Source organism: Allofrancisella frigidaquae (assembly GCF_012222825.1).
Classification (GTDB): Bacteria; Pseudomonadota; Gammaproteobacteria; order Francisellales; family Francisellaceae; genus Francisella; species Francisella frigidaquae.
This window is the reverse complement of sequence record NZ_CP038017.1, coordinates 1,186,336-1,202,089: the sequence shown is the minus strand read 5'-3', so window position 1 is coordinate 1,202,089 and position 15,754 is coordinate 1,186,336. Positions and strand designations below refer to the sequence as shown.

Sequence of the window (15,754 nt, the reverse complement as noted above, 5' to 3'; positions counted from 1 at the left end):
TTCTTAGTGTTAAATAGGTTTTTAGGATGGCTATTTATTGAGTAATTAATCGTTGAGAAATGCATCCATCTTTAACAAAATAATGATTAAAAATATGAAAGGAAGAAAATATGATTTATAAAGATAAAATGTTTGTACCTTATGGGTGTACTGTGCATGGTCAAGAAGAGATAGATGCTGTAGTTAACTGTCTAAAAACTTCTACACAGATGGGAAAAAATGTTAGAGAAATGGAGTCTAGGGTTGCTGAGCTGTATGATAAAAAATATGGTATTATGGTAAATTCTGGGTCTTCAGCAAACTATTTGTCAATAGAGTTGTTAAACTTGCCTAAGGGTTCAGAAATTATTACTCCTGCTCTTACATTTTCTACAACTGTAGCTCCTATAGTTAAAAATGGTTTGATCCCAGTATTTATTGATGTTGAAGAAGGAACATATAATATTGATGTAAATAAAGTTGAATCAATGATAACTTCAAAGACAAAAGCTATGATGATTCCAAACCTTTTAGGGAACCTTCCAAACTGGAGAAAATTAAAAGACATAGCTGATAAATACAATCTAATAACAATAGAAGACTCTTGTGATACTCTAGGTGCGGAAATTGATGGTGCATCTTCAGGAAGATTTGTCGATATTAGTGTCACTAGTTTTTATGGTTCACATGTAATTAACTGTGCTGGTAATGGTGGAATGCTTTGTGTGAATGATAAGAAGCTGAATGCTAAAGCTAAGTTGCTTAGAAGTTGGGGAAGAAGCTCATCATTGTTTGTAGAGTCAGAAGCTATTGAAAATAGATTTAATATAGACATAGAAGGGATTCGCTATGATGCTAAATTTGTTTTTGAAGCATTAGGGTATAATCTTGAACCTTCTGAAATGGGGGCAGCATTTGGTTTGGTGCAATTATCAAAACTACATAAAAACATAGACGCTAGAAATAAATGGTTTAACAAACAGATAGAATTTTTCAAAAAATATGAAGATTGGTTTATCTTACCAAAAACATTAGAAAATTGTAGAACTGGCTGGTTAGCATTTCCTCTTACAGTTAGAGAAAAAGCACCATTTACAAGAACAGATATGCAAATATTTCTAGAAAAATGTAATATTCAAACTCGTACTGTGTTTACAGGTAATATTTTAAGACAGCCTGGATTTAGAGATATTCCTCATATTGCTTGTGATGGAGGCTATCCTAATTCTGATGCAGTTATGAAAGGAGGTATCTTGCTAGCTTGCCATCATGGGCTAACCCAAGTGATGATGGACTATGTACATACTAATACAACAAAATTCTTAGAGCAATATAAATAAATTTATATGAAAAAAATATTAGTAACTGGTGCTACTGGATATTTAGGTAGTCGTCTAGTTAGAGAGCTTCTTCAGAAAGGATTCGAAGTGTTTGTGATAGTCCGAAGAACATCTGATTTTTCATGTTTAGAAAATAACTTATTTAAATTTAAGTCGAATATTTTTTATGCGGATGAGCTAAGTAAAATGCTTGATAAGCATAAGGATATTTCTATATTAATACATGCTGCAACCTGTTATGGTAGGAGTGGCGAATCTGATAGTTTTGTTACACAAGCAAATTTAAATTTCCCATTAGAGGTGGTTGAAACGCTGTTATGTAAGACTGATTCTTTATCACGGGTAATTAATGTAGATACCATCTTGGACAAGTTTTTTAATCCATACTCGCTTTCAAAAAAACAGTTCACAGAATGGTTAGAGTATTATTCAAAGGTTAAAAATATAACAGTTGAGAATGTTTTACTAAATTACATGTATGGTGAAGAAGATGCTAAGAATAAGTTTACATCTTTTGTAATTGACTCTTGCTTAAAAAATGTTAGAAATATTAACTTAACTACTGGTGTACAGAAAAAAGATTTTATATATATAGATGATGTGGTTAGTGCAATTTGTTACATATTAAATAGAAAATTAGATCATGTAGGCTTTTATAATTATCCTTTAGGAAGTGGGTATGTGCATTCGGTCAAAGAATATGCACAGCTAGTTAAAAAAATATCCAAGAGTAAAAGTAACTTGAACTTTGGAGTAGTAAAATCTAGAGATAATGAGCAAGATGATTTGCCTGCTGATATTTCAAACTTATATTCACTAGGATGGAAGCCAAAATACACCTTAATAGAGGGCTTGGAAAGGACAATTCAAAAGGAAATCAATAAATGAAGTATTTAATAACAGGAGGTTGTGGCTTTTTAGGCTCTAATATAGCTAGTAAAATATTAGCACAAGGTGATGAACTTATTGTATTTGACTCCTTGTATAGGCTTGGGTCTTATCAAAATAAAAAATGGTTAGAGTCTCAAGGTGAGTTTGAATTTATACATGGAGATATAAGAAATACAAATGATGTTGAGAGGGCTATTAAAATTCATAGGCCTGATGTTATTTATCATCTAGCTGGTCAAGTAGCTATGACAACATCTATAGCTGACCCTAGAATGGACTTTGAGGTGAATGTTGGAGGAAGCTTTAATCTTTTAAATGCAGTAAGACTTTATAGTCCTGATTCTACTGTTATATATTCTTCCACAAATAAGGTATATGGAGATTTAGAGCAGTATTCTTACGAAGAAGCAGCTACAAGGTATGTCTGTATAGATAAGCCTAATGGTTTTGATGAAAAAGTTACTTTAGATTTTCATTCTCCATATGGCACTTCAAAAGGGAGTGCGGATCAGTATATGTTAGATTTTGCTAGAATATATGGCTTAAAAACAGTTGTCTTTCGACATTCGTCCATGTATGGAGGTAGGCAGTTCGCTACTTACGATCAGGGGTGGCTTGGTTGGTTTACACATAAAGCCCTAGAGATAAAGAATGATACTTTAGAACAAGCATTTACAATATCAGGTAATGGTAAACAAGTAAGAGATCTACTTTATGCGAGTGATTGTGTGGATTTATACCTAAAAGCCTCACAAAAGATAGAGATTATTAAAGGGCAGGCTTTTAATATTGGTGGAGGGATAGAAAATTCATCTTCGTTACTTGAACTTTTTAGTTCCTTAGAATCAGAATTTGATATCAAAATGGCATATACTCAATTACCTCCAAGGGAGTCAGATCAAAGAGTATTTGTCGCAGACATAACAAAAGCAAAAGAATTAATAGGTTGGCAACCAAAGGTTTCTAAAGAATTTGGTATTAAAAAAATGATTGAATGGATTAGAGACTATCACTAATGGATACAAGTACATCTCAGCATCGCTCAAAAAATTACATTTTGCAGGTCAAGAAATCAACTATTTTTAAAATTTTAGCTATTATAATTAGTTTTTTGTTAGTTCCTATCATGATTTGGTATTTAGGAGTTGAAAAATATGGTATATGGAGCACTATAGTTAGTATCTTTTCATGGGTTGTTTTGTTTGATGTGGGTATTGGGAGTGGTCTTAGGAATAACTTATCTAAATCGCTAGCTAAAGGGAAAAAAAATGATGCTAAAAAATACGTATCTACTAGTTATATTTGTATAGGAGTAATAGTATTATGTTTACTGATAATTTTTTTTATTTTATCCTATTATATAAATTGGCAGGTGGTTTTTAACACAAAAACAATATCGGAAAACCAGCTTTATCTAGTTGTTTCTGTATCAGGGTTTTTCTTAATTATAAATTTTGGGCTGAGTCTTATTAATCAAATTTTATATGGATTGCAAAAATCTTCTATGGTTGTTTTTAATCAGTTTTTATCGAATTTTTTTGCACTTTCGATTTTAGGATTTATATATTTTTTGATTGAAAGATCTCTATTTAAATTGGCTTTTTGTTATGGCTTTTCATTGATTTTATCAAATGTTATTCTTACATATATAACATTTAAAAAATATAAATTCCTTATTCCTAAGTTAGGTTTTTTTTCAAAAGAATGTATTAAGTCTATTGCCTCCATGGGATTTAAATTTTTTATTATTCAAATAGCAGTTATTGTAATTTTTACAACTGACAAGATTATGATTACACAGTTATTTGGTCCAGAATATGTAACAAGTTATGATGTTGTATTTAAACTTTTTTCGATTATTATGATAATACATTCATTGCTAATTACACCATTATGGTCCGCATGTAGTGATGCTTATCATAGAGGGGATATCGAGTGGATTAAAAACTCTTTATTTAGACAACTTCAAATTTTTATGCTGATAATATTTGGAATAATTGTTTTAGCATTTATAGCAAAAAATATAATAAGTTTTTGGATAGGAAAAGATTTTATAGTAGATAATAATCTTATTTATGCTATGTCGATATTTATAATTGTCTGTGTATGGAATAATATTTTTGCATTTATTGTTAATGGAATGGCTAAATTAGGTATTCAAACTTTAACCTCCATTGCCGCCATGTTGTTTAATATTCCTTTATCTTTAATTTTAGTTAAATGCTATAGTTTTGGAGTGGATGGAATCATATATGGTGCAACAACCTCGTTATTATTATTTTCCTTTTTAGGGAGTATACAGGTCTATTATTTAGTTATCAAAAAAAGGAAATGATATGTATTCACTAGTAAGTATTTTAATACCAGTTTATAATAGGGAACATTTAATAGAAGAAACAGTTCAAAGTGCTCTCGCTCAAACTTACGAAAATATTGAGATAATTATTGTAGATAATAAAAGTACAGATAAAACTTGGGATATATTACAAAAACTTGCATCAAAAGATGATAGGATAAAAATCTTTCAAAACGAAACAAATATTGGGCCAGTGAGAAATTGGAAAAGATGTATAGATGAAGCTAGTGGAGAGTATGGGAAGATACTTTGGTCTGATGATTTGATAGCTCCTGAGTTTTTAGAAAAAACTTTACCATATTTAGAAAATCATGATGTGGGATTTGTCTATACTAAAACTGAAATTTTTCAGAATAATGGTTCTAATGAAAGTGATGTTTTTTGCATGGGAGAATCAAATACATACTCAAGTGAAAGCTATATTAATGGAGTTTTGTTTGATGTGAATTATCCAGTTTCTCCTGGATGTGCTTTGTTTAGGCTTAAGGATTTAAAGTCAAATTTATTGGTTAATATCCCGAATAAAGTTAATAGTGATTTTTCGATGCATGCTATAGGTAATGATTTGTTAATTTTTTTACTTACAGCACACCAATATAAAAAATTTGCTTTTGTTAATGAAAAGTTATCATTCTTTCGAGCACATGCTGATTCTATTAGTGTTAAATCAGATGATGGGAAATTGCCTTTACATTACGCACTAGTTAAAGCATATTTTATAGAGAACTATAGAGATAGTTTGATAAGAAAAAATAACGTCATGGTATCATGGTTATTGGTAAAATATTCTAAATTTACATATAAGTATAACTTACGTAATATTTCTGACTTTTATGTATTGAATAAAAATTTTAGTTTAAACTACTTTTTTTTGGTCAAAAAGATGGTTAAAAAAATCTTCTGGTGATTTATGATGAAAAGTTTTAATAAAACGCAAAAACAATGTATTCGTTTACAATTTCAAGGTATAGAAAAAAAATCACAAAAAGATAAACCTTTAATCACAGTTATAACGGTTGTTTATAATGGTGAGAAATTTCTAGAAGAAACTATCAAAAGCGTGATAAACCAAACTTATGACAATCTAGAGTATATAATCATAGATGGCGGCTCTAGTGATAGTACGTTAGAGATTATAAAAAGATATGAATCACAAATAGATTATTGGGTTAGTGAGCCTGATAATGGTATTTACGATGCTATGAATAAGGGAATTAGTTTAGCTACTGGTGATTGGATTAATTTTATGAACGCGGGAGATATGTTCTATTCGAATAGTACTTTAGCGAGTGTACTAAACTATTTGCAAAGAGAGTATACCTTTGTATACGGAGATACGGCACTTTTCTTTGATGATATAAAAAGATCTAATATAATTAAGAGCAGAGGTAAATTAATTCATAGAAACTTGCCTTACTGCCATCAGTCACTATTTGCTAGAGTAGATTACTTAAAAACCACTAAGTTTGATTTGAAATTAAAAATATCAGCAGATTATGACCAATATCTAAATGCGAAATATTCAAGAAAGTCTTTTAATAAAATGGATATTGTAGTGTGTTACTTTAGAGCTGGTGGTGTGTCTCAGTCGAAGAGCGCTTCTTTAAGAATATATAGAGAGTATTTTGAGTCTTTGAAAAAGTATAATTTTTTTATGGCTTTAGGTATATATTTTGCAAGAAGGATTAAAAGCTTTATAAAAACTATATAAATAATGCTAAGATAAGTAAGTATTTGAATAGATGTACAGTTCTAAGTGTTATTAAAAATGAGATTAATCCATCTTGCATATTTTTTAACTCAATTTAATTACAAAGTCGACTAGCTATAGATACACTTTTCTGCACATTATGGGCGTGTTGAAATCTAAAGCTGACAATTGCAAATTTTGTTAAAGTTTACATAAAATCTAGTTTCCGAGGAAGTCTAATAATATGCTTGGTAAAAACCATGATCAAGACAAATGGTTTAGTGCTATACGCTCACCTTATGAAAGAGTGTTTGCTCATCAGAATAAACGTGTTAGATACAGGAGAGTTTCAAAGAATCACTTTGCTGAGTTAATGAAATCTATTTGCTTCAATCTTAAACGTCTTGTAGTACTTGACCCACCAAATTTATGCCTTAACTAGGGATCAGTGTATCAAAATATCGAAAATATTAATAAAAAATAAAGAATAACTTTATAATAGTTGCTCGAGATACTCAGAATTAAAATATTAACCTTAAATCACCCAAATCGACTATGCTTGCAACAGACCCATTAGCGATTTTTCTGAAGAAAAGGGGCGATAATATACTATAGAAGTTAATAGATATTTTTTAAGAAACAATAACATTCATGTATAATTACCAGTATTAAAATTATTAGTTTTTACAAATGATCGTACCTACTATTTTATCTGGAGGGTCTGGCTCGAGATTGTGGCCATTATCTCGTGAAGCATCGCCAAAGCAGTTTATAGGTTTAGTTGATGAACATAGTCTACTAGAAAATACAATTAAGCGACTAGATAATGTCAAGGATATAACTTCACCTGTAGTTGTCTGTAATGAAAGTCATAGATTTCAAGTTGCTGAAGTGTTGCGGAAAATCAATAAAAAAGGCGATATACTCCTAGAGCCATTAGCTAAAAATACTGCTCCAGCAATTGCACTTGTAGCACTACATTTAGCTACTAATGACCCAAATACAATTATGCTAGTTTTAGCTGCCGATCATCATATTGAGAATTTAGAGGTTTTTTATCAAGCTATCGAAAAAGCACAGCAAAAAGTTCTTAAAGATGACTCTTTAGTCACCTTTGGGATTACGCCAACTTGTCCTCATGAAGGCTATGGTTATATTAAACAAGGGGTACAAACTACGATAAGTGGAGTTTATAAGGTAGATAAGTTTGTTGAGAAACCTAGCGCAACTGTCGCACAAGAGTATTTAGATAGTGGGAAATACTATTGGAATAGCGGTATGTTTATGTTCACAGCTAGAGCTTATTTAGAGGCTTTAGAGAAGTTACAGCCAGATATTTATAGTGGATGTAAAAAAACTTATCAAAAGTCACAGCATGATTTAGATTTTGTCCGTTTTGATAAACAAAGCTTTGCTACAGTTCAATCACAATCGATAGATTATGCAGTTATGGAGAAGGCGACTAATGTTGCTATAGTACCTATGCAACAAAGTGGCTGGTCTGATGTTGGTTCTTGGGATTCTTTGTATGATATTGCTGCAAAAGATAGTTGTGGTAATGTGGTTATTGGCGATGTGATTACTAGTAATGTCAAAAATAGTTATTTACGCTCGCATGATCGTTTATTGGCTGCAGTTGGAGTTAATGATTTAATAATTGTTGAAACGGCAGATGCTATATTAGTAGCAGATAAAAATAAAACTCAAGATGTCAAAAAAATAGTAGAAAATTTGAAAATTCAGCAACGTAGCGAGCTATTACAGCATAAACAAATTTATAAACCTTGGGGTTCAGCGACGATATTAGAAGATAAATCTGGCTATAAGATACAGGCGATTCAACTTGAACCAGGCAAGAAGTTATCATTACAGCAACATTATCATCGTAGTGAACATTGGATTGTAATTTCTGGAACTGCTACTGTAACTATTGGTACTACAAAGTCAATTGTTAGACCAAATGAGTCAGTATATATAAAAATAGGTGAATCTCACAGACTTGAAAATAATGGTAAAATTCCAGTCATTCTTATAGAAGTGCAAGTGGGAGAATATATAAGTGAAGATGATATTATTCGACTAGATACAAGTAGTTAATATAAAAACTATTAGATAGAAAAAATACAATGAGACAAACTATAATAAAAGAAATAATCAAATCTAGTGGCGTAAAGTTTGGTAATAGTGGAGTTAGAGGGCTTGTTTCAGCTATGACAGATAAAATCTGTTGGCTTTATACAAAAGCTTTTATTCAATTTCTAGAGCAGAAATATTCTATTGCTAAAGGTGCTAAAATTGCTATAGCTCATGATCTACGTGAAAGTAGCCCTAGAATAACAAAAGCTGTTATCAGAGCAATATTAGATAGTGGCTATGAGCCAATATATTGTGGCGAGATACCGTCACCAGCTGTGATGTTGTATGGTATATCTAATCAGATACCGTCAGTTATGGTTACTGGTAGTCATATTCCAGAGGATAGAAATGGTATTAAGTTTAATACTCCATATGGTGAAGTTCTCAAAGAAGATGAGTAAATAATTGTTAGCCAAACTATCAGCATTGATGAAGGCACTTTTGATAAAAATGGTATGTTTTTACAAAAACTCGAATTACTAGAACCTTGTAAGCAAGCATATACGCAGTATGTAGATAGATATGTAGATTTTTTCCCAAAAAACTGTCTATTAGGTAAAACTATGGGGCTTTATCAACATTCATCTGTAGGACGTAAAATAATCAAAGAAATTCTTGAGAAATTAGGAGCTGAGATTATTTTGCTTGGATTCTCTGAAAGATTTGTATCTGTAGATACCGAGGCAATTCGTCAAGAAGATGTGAAGCTTGCCAAGCAGTGGGCAAGCGAATATAAAATTGATAGTATAGTTTCAACTGATGGTGATGCTGATAGGCCACTAGTTAGTGATGAGCGTGGTAACTGGCTAAAAGGTGATATTTTAGGTGTATTGACAGCTAAATATTTACAAGCCGATGTCATCGCAACACCGATAAGGGCCCTGTTGAAATCTTGATTGATTTGGGTGATTTAAGGTTAATTTTTTAATGCTGAGCATATCAAGAGACTATTCTAAAGTTTTTCTTTAAGTTTTATTAATATTTTTGATATTTGGATACACCAATCCCTAGTTAAGACATAAATTTGGTGGGTCAAGCACTTTAACACTAGCTTTATGATTGAGTTTAGTAGTTTAGTAGAAGGTCATACTCCTTGTTTAATTTTCTTAGTTTGATTATAATGATGACAGTTATCATAACGGTTGTTTTTATAATCATGAAATTCTATAATCGAGAAAGTGAACTAGCCATTTTATCAAAAGCAGACATGCTTAAGTCTAAGCAATCTGTAATGACTATGCTTATTGGTAGGCGTAGGATAGGCAAGACTACACTAGCGTTACATAGCTATACAAAAGATAAGGTTTTATATTTATTCGTATCAAAGAAGGCTGAAGCTTTATTATGCCAAGATTTTTGTGAGGAAATTATAAACAAGCTAGGTGTTAAAATCTTTGGTGAATTAACAAGGTTTGAAGATATTTTTGAGTACCTTTTAGAGTTGGGTAAAACACAGTCTTTTACAATTGTTATTGATGAATTTCAGGAGTTTCTTAGGATTAATCCTAGTATATATTCGAGTATGCAGAAGCTTTGGGACTTGAATAAAAATACTTCAAAAATTCACTTGATAACATGTGGCTCTATATACCATCTTATGAAAAAAATATATGAAGATAGTAGTGAGCCATTATTTGGGCGTTGTGATTTTAAAATAGAGTTAAAACCGTTTAGTCCAAGTGTATTAAAGGAAATATTACAAGATAATCAGAGTTATACTACTGATAATATGCTTGATTTTTATTCTTTAACTGGTGGAGTGGCAAAATATATAGAGCTTTTCAGTTTATACAATAGTTTTGAACTGCGATCAATGATAGACGTTATTATAGAACCAAACTCGATATTTTTAAACGAGGGGAAAAACCGATTAATAGAAGAGTTCGGAAAAGATTATGGTACTTATTTTTCAATACTTAGCTTAATAGCGGAATCTAAAACCTCTCGTCCTGAGATAGAGTCTATTTTACAAAGTAATATTTCTGGTCATTTACATCGCTTAGAGCACGATTACTCTATTATTAGATCTATAAAACCTATTAATGCAAAGCCAAATTCAAAAGTACAAAAATATGAGATTGTTGATATATTTTTAGCCTTTTGGTTTAGGTTTATATTTAAATATCAGTCCTTAGTTGAAGCTGAAAACTTTTTAAAATTAAAAGAGATAATTTATAGGGATATATCGATATTTAAAGGAAAAGTTTTAGAAAGACTGTTTGTTGAGATATTTAAAGACACTCAAGTTTACACAAAAATAGGTTCATACTGGGAAAGAGGCAATAAAAATGAGATAGATGTAGTAGCTATAGATGATATTGGTAGAAAAATATTAATATGCGAAGTTAAGCTTAATGAAAATAAATTAGCTCTTAACAAGTTAATATTAAAGTCTCAGAAATTAGTTAATCAGTATAATGATTATAAGATAGATTATAAATTATTATCCTTAGCTGATATTGATAAGATGCTTAAATAGTCCCTCTCTTCATAGTTTCAAAAAACTCTTCGTTTGTTAGTGTGCCTTTCATTTTTTCAGTCAAGAATTCCATAGCTTGTACATCTTCCATATCGCTAAAAAACTTCAATTTTTTAGGCATTTTTATGTGTGTTTTGTTATTAAAAATTCTCTTTAATAATTTCCTTTATAGCTGAATCAATCAATTTTATGTTTGTGTTACTAACACCTACCATTTGTGCAAATTCAGACCATTTAGCAACAGCTGCTTTTACCTCACTAATTATACATAAAGCAACGTTTTTTTTAATATTACTTATTTTTGCAAGTTCTAGAAGATGAGAAATACCTGGGTTTTTTCCTTCCCCCATAATCATAGAGCAATGTTCACCACTAGGACCTGATGAAAATGTAAGATCATAAGATGGTGACATACGCCATGAGCCATCTTTAGCCATTAAAAATGAAAAATTCTTAGCATGATCATCACGGTTATGACTCAGAATATTAAATACACATTGCCTATACTGTTTTTCGCAACAATTCATATTACGGGTAAGATACATGGTTGCTTTCATAATCATTTGATAGTCTAGGCTCGGAATTCTATGATCAGCATGTAAGAGTCCACTTATTGTATGCATATGAATTCTTTCACAATCATTTCTATCAAAGCGTTTACTACCAAAGAATCCTAATCCTTGAGTAGAGGGAAAAAGCTTAGCATTTGGTACTTCAAGACCAGCATCTTGTGCCATGAGATGGTAGGCATATTCTATAGCGCCAATATCTTTTGGATCAGTACTAGATGGGAATTTAATAAGCCAGTGTTCACCCTTAATGTCAATAAGTATTTTAGGTCTAGCACCAGCAGATGAACCGCTAAGCTTTAGCAAATCTTCTACATAGCTATCATCATCATGTTTCTGGAATTCAGAGATCTCTTGAGCGATTTCGTCTAAAGAAGCATGAGATAATAAAGGAGCATTTTCTGTTTCAGGTTCATAAGTAAGAGCTCCCATACCATGTGAACCTACAAAACAAAGCCTATCTAATAAAGACAAAGAACCCGGATTAATATCATGTTTAACAAGAGCACGATCAAGCAATAAACGTCCCCAACCATCTGGTAGGCTATCATTAAAAACACCAAACATACCATCAAAAGTAAAGTCTTCTGATGGTATTATTCCTGCTTTAAGTTGTAACTTAAAAGGTGATAAATTAAGCCCTGTTTTGAGGAAATTAACGTCATATTCAAAGAATAATTTGTGGGATTTAACTGCTAAGCGCCCAACAAGGATTTTTTCATCCTGAGGTTTATAATAAACGTAAACAATTTTTGTAGGCGTAAATTTCATTTTCTACCTCTTTTTCTGGTGCTTTCTTCTACCAGTAATTCATCTAAAGAGGTAGGGATCTCTTCAGCGTTCTTTACAAAGAGCTGTTCAAATTTCTCAAATTCATCTAAAACAATAGCAATTTTTAAAAGTGATTCAAGTGATATTTGTCCAGTTCGTTCAAATTTTTTCAATGTACCATAGCTTACTCCAGATACTTTAGATAAGGTTTGCTGACTAAGATTGAGGCTCAAACGTTTAGCTTGTGCTCGTTTTGCGATATCTTTTGCCATTTCATAGGGTGACTTAAGTAGTACAGACACAATAATAGCCTAAAAACCAATTTTACCTACATAAGGTATATTATAATATCTATTATACAGATAATCAAATGTTTGAGAGTGTAAATTAAAAGATAGATAGAGCCATTTTTTCAATTAGCCCTAACTTATACCAATTCCAACCCATATTATTACTTTCTAACTTTGTATTTCATACCTAATTAATCCTTTAATATTTGCCAATAGCCACTGCTATTGCCTGCACATCAAAAACTTAAATTAGTCATAAACTCCTTTGGGATAAATGCAACAATTTATGTTGGAATTGGTATTACATCCAGTAGAGCAGGCTGCTAAATTGCATAGTGAATTTGTAAAAATATATCCTTTTATTGATGTTGATGGAAGAACTTCAAGACTTTTAAGATTTTGTATTTACAAAAGTACTTTATTGTAAGAATCTATTGACACACTCCAAAATATACTCCATAATATATTTAAAATAAAGCTTTAGATATTTTTGTGGGTATGCCTAGTATTAGTGAATTTTATGGAATTATAATATATATGTATTGGAATGAACATAACCCACCACATTTCCATGCCATTTATCAAGATAAAGAAGTAGTTAATATAAAAACATTAGAAATCATGGAAGGGATTTTACCACGAAGAGGATTAAACCTTGTTTTAGATTGGGCAGAGATACATCAAGAAGAACTTCTTAAGAATTGGAATTTATGTGAAAATATGGAACACCCTAATAGAATTGAACCTTTGATATAGGAGTTATTATGTATTGGGATATAAAGAATGTAAATTATAAAAAAACATTTAAAATTAGAGATTGAGTTTGCTGATGGTTTAAAAGGCGAATTATGTTTTAATGAAGAAAATTTAAAAGGGGTGTTCGAGCCTCTTAAAAAGACTGATGAGTTTAGAAAGTTTTTTATTGGTAATGGAAAAACCATTGTTTGGGATTGCGGTGTTGATGTAGCTCCAGATAGACTACACAATGACATAAAGAATAAAGGGTATTGTATTTTATAATTAATCCACTTACAGGAAAGCGTAATGGCAATAGTAGGATATGCTAGAGTATCTAGTGTAGGACAGTCACTAGAATTGCAAATTGAGAAACTAAAAGCTTATGGATGTACAAAGATTTATACAGAGAAAAAGTCTGCTATGGATCAAAAGCGGCCTGAGCTTCTTAAATGCTTAGATTATGTCAGAGATAGTGATGACACCCTTGTAGTAACAAAACTCGATAGAATTGCTCGTAGCTCGCTTCATTTGGGCAAAATAATAGAACAGCTACAAAACAAAGAGGTAAACTTTGTAGTTATAGATCAACAAATAGACACAACTACTAGTTATGGTAGGTTAACATTCCAAATACTATCATCAGTAGCAGAGTTTGAAAATGAGATACGCAGAGAGAGACAAAAAGAGGGTATACTCAAAGCAAAAAAGAGTGGTAAAAGACTAGGTAGAAAAATGTCTATATCACCTGAAACCATAAAAGAGGTTAAAGATGATATAACATCTAGTTTAACTGTTGCTAATATTATGAAGAAACATCAAATAAGTAATGGAACATTCTATCGTATTAAAAATGGTCAATATGATTCTTTATTAGAATTACATAATCAAAAGGTATCTTAGATTTAGTACCCTTTATAATTTCAAAAACCTTTATAAGCTCTCCTCTCTTCATAGTTTCATCAAAGCTAATAGCAGGGAAGACGGTGCTAGCCAAACTTATTATCAAAGTGGAGGTTTATGTTACAATTAAGTATCAACAGAAAGATGCAGTGTGCTTATATGCAAAAAATAGCAAAAGTAAATACAAACTATTACCAGCTAAAGAAAGATTTATTCAATAAGTTAAAAGGTATGGGATTATTCTGGAGCTATGATAAAGAATGTGATTATGTGAATTTTTCAGAAGCTTTAATTATAGAGCATGCGTTAAAGTATGCTGAGTATAATGATATTATTAGCTTGTTTAACCTGTATGAATATTCTTTTATTTTTACTGTTTGGGAAAAAAGTGTTAAGTCTGATTTGAGATTTATAAAGATAAATTTGATGCTAGCACGTGTATTTTTCGGAATGAATGTTGATACAGATTATTTTAGGAATCTAAAAAATGAAAGAGCTGAAAAACTTAGATTGCTTGCTTCCTAAAACGAGGCAATTATTATTAAGGTTAATTGATACGTGTGATTTTCTAAAGGACTATGTGTTTGTTGGGGGAAGTGCTTTGGCTTTGCATATTTGTCATAGGAAAAGTGAGGATCTTGATTTCTTTACATATGGAGATATTAATCTTTCTATCGCATCAACAGATCTATAGTTGGATAGTGTATACTAAAGAAAATTAGCAGTAATGGTATAAAAATAAAAGAGTAAATGTTACTGTTCTGTGGATGGTAAGGTAAGTTATGAGTAAATACAATTTTGATAAAATAGATCAGCTTAAATTTAAACTTGATAGCTTTAGGCCACTATCTGAAGAGATAGTTACTAATATACATGATAATTTAATTGTAGACTGGACATACCATTCCAACGCGATTGAAGGTAATACTCTTACGGTTAATGAAACCAAAGTAGTGTTGGAAGGTATAACTGTAGGTGGTAAATCACTTAGGGAACATTTTGAGGCTATTAATCATAAAGAAGCTATTCTTTTTTTAGAGGATATTGTAAAAGCTCATCAAGAATTGTCTGAAAAGATGATTAAAGATATTCATTTCTTGATACTTAAAAATATTGATAATACCAATGCTGGTAAATATAGAAACATAAATGTAAAAATAAGTGGCGCTGAGCATATTCCACCTAGCTATATACATTTAAACGAGTTAATGTTTGACCTTATTAAAAACTATAAATCTTGGAATAACTTGCATCCAGTAGAGCAGGCTGCTAAATTGCATAGTGAGTTTGTAAAAATACATCCTTTTATTGACGGTAACGGTAGAACCTCGAGACTTCTAATGAATTTGGTGCTTATGCAATATGGCTACCCACCAGCAATATTACCAATATCTAAAAGACTTAGGCATTATAACGCTCTAGATAAAGCTCATGTACAGAATGATTACACTGACTTTATAGGACTAATTGTAGAAATAGCAGAAGAATCCTTTGAACCGTACTGGTTTGCTTTAGGAGTATAGAGTTTTATAACCGTTTGTAAATAATTTTTATTATATTACACGGCAGATTTTTAGGCTATTTTTTCAATAATTTAGATGCGTTTATTCTGACT

Annotated in this window: 19 protein-coding genes and 1 pseudogene; 17 read left to right on the top strand and 3 right to left on the bottom strand. The window is 31.1% G+C overall.

Annotated features, from left to right (window positions below):
• Positions 1–110 precede the first annotated feature (110 nt).
• From E3E15_RS05655 to E3E15_RS05610, 10 genes and pseudogenes are all read left to right on the top strand, one after another.
• Complete coding sequence (locus E3E15_RS05655) at positions 111–1,319, top strand: aminotransferase class I/II-fold pyridoxal phosphate-dependent enzyme (RefSeq protein WP_209451675.1); 1,209 nt, start codon at positions 111–113, stop codon at positions 1,317–1,319.
• A gap of 6 nt (positions 1,320–1,325) precedes the next feature.
• Entirely contained in the window at positions 1,326–2,207 is an 882-nt protein-coding gene (locus tag E3E15_RS05650; protein WP_172106919.1) for an NAD-dependent epimerase/dehydratase family protein, read from the top strand.
• Positions 2,204–3,226: a GDP-mannose 4,6-dehydratase gene (locus E3E15_RS05645; protein WP_172106918.1), complete on the top strand. Its 1,023-nt coding sequence runs from the start codon at positions 2,204–2,206 to the stop codon at positions 3,224–3,226. Before E3E15_RS05650 ends, E3E15_RS05645 begins: the two co-directional genes overlap by 4 nt.
• The gene (locus E3E15_RS05640) at positions 3,226–4,545 is read left to right on the top strand and encodes an oligosaccharide flippase family protein (protein ID WP_172106917.1); all 1,320 of its coding nucleotides are present in this window, start codon (positions 3,226–3,228) and stop codon (positions 4,543–4,545) included. Before E3E15_RS05645 ends, E3E15_RS05640 begins: the two co-directional genes overlap by 1 nt.
• Position 4,546: 1 nt before the next feature.
• Positions 4,547–5,473: a glycosyltransferase family 2 protein gene (locus E3E15_RS05635; protein ID WP_172106916.1), complete on the top strand. Its 927-nt coding sequence runs from the start codon at positions 4,547–4,549 to the stop codon at positions 5,471–5,473.
• Between the two features lie 3 nt (positions 5,474–5,476).
• Positions 5,477–6,277 (top strand): glycosyltransferase family 2 protein, encoded by an 801-nt coding sequence (locus tag E3E15_RS05630; protein ID WP_245313651.1) that lies wholly within the window; start codon positions 5,477–5,479, stop codon positions 6,275–6,277.
• Between the two features lie 223 nt (positions 6,278–6,500).
• Positions 6,501–6,698 carry a hypothetical protein gene (locus E3E15_RS05625; protein WP_172106915.1) on the top strand — a complete coding sequence of 66 codons (198 nt, stop codon included), beginning with the start codon at positions 6,501–6,503 and terminating at the stop codon, positions 6,696–6,698.
• A gap of 248 nt (positions 6,699–6,946) precedes the next feature.
• Positions 6,947–8,353: a mannose-1-phosphate guanylyltransferase/mannose-6-phosphate isomerase gene (locus E3E15_RS05620; RefSeq protein ID WP_172106914.1), complete on the top strand. Its 1,407-nt coding sequence runs from the start codon at positions 6,947–6,949 to the stop codon at positions 8,351–8,353.
• A gap of 29 nt (positions 8,354–8,382) precedes the next feature.
• A pseudogene (locus E3E15_RS05615) lies at positions 8,383–9,267 on the top strand (phosphohexomutase domain-containing protein); the annotation flags it as partial.
• Positions 9,268–9,548: 281 nt separating this feature from the next.
• A complete protein-coding gene (locus E3E15_RS05610) occupies positions 9,549–10,871 on the top strand; it encodes an ATP-binding protein (protein ID WP_172106913.1) in 1,323 nt (440 codons plus the stop codon).
• Here E3E15_RS05610 and E3E15_RS07955 read toward each other — a convergent pair.
• The 3 genes from E3E15_RS07955 to E3E15_RS05600 are packed head-to-tail and all read right to left on the bottom strand — an operon-like array spanning position 10,864 to position 12,513.
• The gene (locus E3E15_RS07955; protein ID WP_280954108.1) at positions 10,864–10,992 is read right to left on the bottom strand and encodes a hypothetical protein; all 129 of its coding nucleotides are present in this window, start codon (positions 10,990–10,992) and stop codon (positions 10,864–10,866) included. The genes E3E15_RS05610 and E3E15_RS07955 overlap by 8 nt on opposite strands.
• Before the next feature lie 19 nt (positions 10,993–11,011).
• Complete coding sequence (locus E3E15_RS05605) at positions 11,012–12,211, bottom strand: type II toxin-antitoxin system HipA family toxin (protein ID WP_172106912.1); 1,200 nt, start codon at positions 12,209–12,211, stop codon at positions 11,012–11,014.
• The gene (locus tag E3E15_RS05600; RefSeq protein ID WP_209451674.1) at positions 12,208–12,513 is read right to left on the bottom strand and encodes a helix-turn-helix domain-containing protein; all 306 of its coding nucleotides are present in this window, start codon (positions 12,511–12,513) and stop codon (positions 12,208–12,210) included. The genes E3E15_RS05605 and E3E15_RS05600 overlap by 4 nt, the downstream gene beginning before the upstream one ends.
• A 262-nt stretch (positions 12,514–12,775) precedes the next feature.
• Between E3E15_RS05600 and E3E15_RS05595 the strand changes: the two genes are divergently transcribed.
• The 7 genes from E3E15_RS05595 (at position 12,776) to E3E15_RS05565 (ending at position 15,662) form a co-directional block, all read left to right on the top strand.
• On the top strand, positions 12,776–12,928 hold the full coding sequence (locus tag E3E15_RS05595) for a Fic family protein (RefSeq protein ID WP_155960878.1): 153 nt from the start codon (positions 12,776–12,778) through the stop codon (positions 12,926–12,928).
• A gap of 71 nt (positions 12,929–12,999) precedes the next feature.
• Positions 13,000–13,257, top strand: coding sequence for a DUF4160 domain-containing protein (locus tag E3E15_RS05590; RefSeq protein WP_172106911.1), 258 nt, complete (start codon positions 13,000–13,002; stop codon positions 13,255–13,257).
• A 33-nt stretch (positions 13,258–13,290) separates the two neighbouring features.
• The gene (locus E3E15_RS08000) at positions 13,291–13,521 is read left to right on the top strand and encodes a DUF2442 domain-containing protein (protein WP_172107240.1); all 231 of its coding nucleotides are present in this window, start codon (positions 13,291–13,293) and stop codon (positions 13,519–13,521) included.
• A gap of 24 nt (positions 13,522–13,545) precedes the next feature.
• Complete coding sequence (locus E3E15_RS05580; RefSeq protein ID WP_172106910.1) at positions 13,546–14,139, top strand: recombinase family protein; 594 nt, start codon at positions 13,546–13,548, stop codon at positions 14,137–14,139.
• 117 nt (positions 14,140–14,256) lie between these two features.
• Positions 14,257–14,664: a hypothetical protein gene (locus E3E15_RS05575; RefSeq protein ID WP_172106909.1), complete on the top strand. Its 408-nt coding sequence runs from the start codon at positions 14,257–14,259 to the stop codon at positions 14,662–14,664.
• The gene (locus tag E3E15_RS07995; RefSeq protein ID WP_172106908.1) at positions 14,627–14,833 is read left to right on the top strand and encodes a nucleotidyl transferase AbiEii/AbiGii toxin family protein; all 207 of its coding nucleotides are present in this window, start codon (positions 14,627–14,629) and stop codon (positions 14,831–14,833) included. Before E3E15_RS05575 ends, E3E15_RS07995 begins: the two co-directional genes overlap by 38 nt.
• 88 nt (positions 14,834–14,921) lie before the next feature.
• Complete coding sequence (locus E3E15_RS05565) at positions 14,922–15,662, top strand: Fic family protein (RefSeq protein WP_172106907.1); 741 nt, start codon at positions 14,922–14,924, stop codon at positions 15,660–15,662.
• Positions 15,663–15,754: the final 92 nt, after the last annotated feature.

What these genes read in the sequence shown, in the direction of transcription:
- E3E15_RS05655 (WP_209451675.1), top strand. Translation starts at nt 111, where the DNA reads ATGATTTATAAAGATAAAATGTTTGTACCTTATGGGTGTACTGTGCAT.
- E3E15_RS05650 (WP_172106919.1), top strand. Translation starts at nt 1,326, where the DNA reads ATGAAAAAAATATTAGTAACTGGTGCTACTGGATATTTAGGTAGTCGT.
- E3E15_RS05645 (WP_172106918.1), top strand. Translation starts at nt 2,204, where the DNA reads ATGAAGTATTTAATAACAGGAGGTTGTGGCTTTTTAGGCTCTAATATA.
- E3E15_RS05640 (WP_172106917.1), top strand. Translation starts at nt 3,226, where the DNA reads ATGGATACAAGTACATCTCAGCATCGCTCAAAAAATTACATTTTGCAG.
- E3E15_RS05635 (WP_172106916.1), top strand. Translation starts at nt 4,547, where the DNA reads ATGTATTCACTAGTAAGTATTTTAATACCAGTTTATAATAGGGAACAT.
- E3E15_RS05630 (WP_245313651.1), top strand. Translation starts at nt 5,477, where the DNA reads ATGATGAAAAGTTTTAATAAAACGCAAAAACAATGTATTCGTTTACAA.
- E3E15_RS05625 (WP_172106915.1), top strand. Translation starts at nt 6,501, where the DNA reads ATGCTTGGTAAAAACCATGATCAAGACAAATGGTTTAGTGCTATACGC.
- E3E15_RS05620 (WP_172106914.1), top strand. Translation starts at nt 6,947, where the DNA reads ATGATCGTACCTACTATTTTATCTGGAGGGTCTGGCTCGAGATTGTGG.
- E3E15_RS05610 (WP_172106913.1), top strand. Translation starts at nt 9,549, where the DNA reads ATGAAATTCTATAATCGAGAAAGTGAACTAGCCATTTTATCAAAAGCA.
- E3E15_RS07955 (WP_280954108.1), bottom strand. Translation starts at nt 10,992, where the DNA reads ATGCCTAAAAAATTGAAGTTTTTTAGCGATATGGAAGATGTACAAGCT.
- E3E15_RS05605 (WP_172106912.1), bottom strand. Translation starts at nt 12,211, where the DNA reads ATGAAATTTACGCCTACAAAAATTGTTTACGTTTATTATAAACCTCAG.
- E3E15_RS05595 (WP_155960878.1), top strand. Translation starts at nt 12,776, where the DNA reads ATGCAACAATTTATGTTGGAATTGGTATTACATCCAGTAGAGCAGGCT.
- E3E15_RS05590 (WP_172106911.1), top strand. Translation starts at nt 13,000, where the DNA reads ATGCCTAGTATTAGTGAATTTTATGGAATTATAATATATATGTATTGG.
- E3E15_RS05580 (WP_172106910.1), top strand. Translation starts at nt 13,546, where the DNA reads ATGGCAATAGTAGGATATGCTAGAGTATCTAGTGTAGGACAGTCACTA.
- E3E15_RS05575 (WP_172106909.1), top strand. Translation starts at nt 14,257, where the DNA reads ATGTTACAATTAAGTATCAACAGAAAGATGCAGTGTGCTTATATGCAA.
- E3E15_RS07995 (WP_172106908.1), top strand. Translation starts at nt 14,627, where the DNA reads ATGAAAGAGCTGAAAAACTTAGATTGCTTGCTTCCTAAAACGAGGCAA.
- E3E15_RS05565 (WP_172106907.1), top strand. Translation starts at nt 14,922, where the DNA reads ATGAGTAAATACAATTTTGATAAAATAGATCAGCTTAAATTTAAACTT.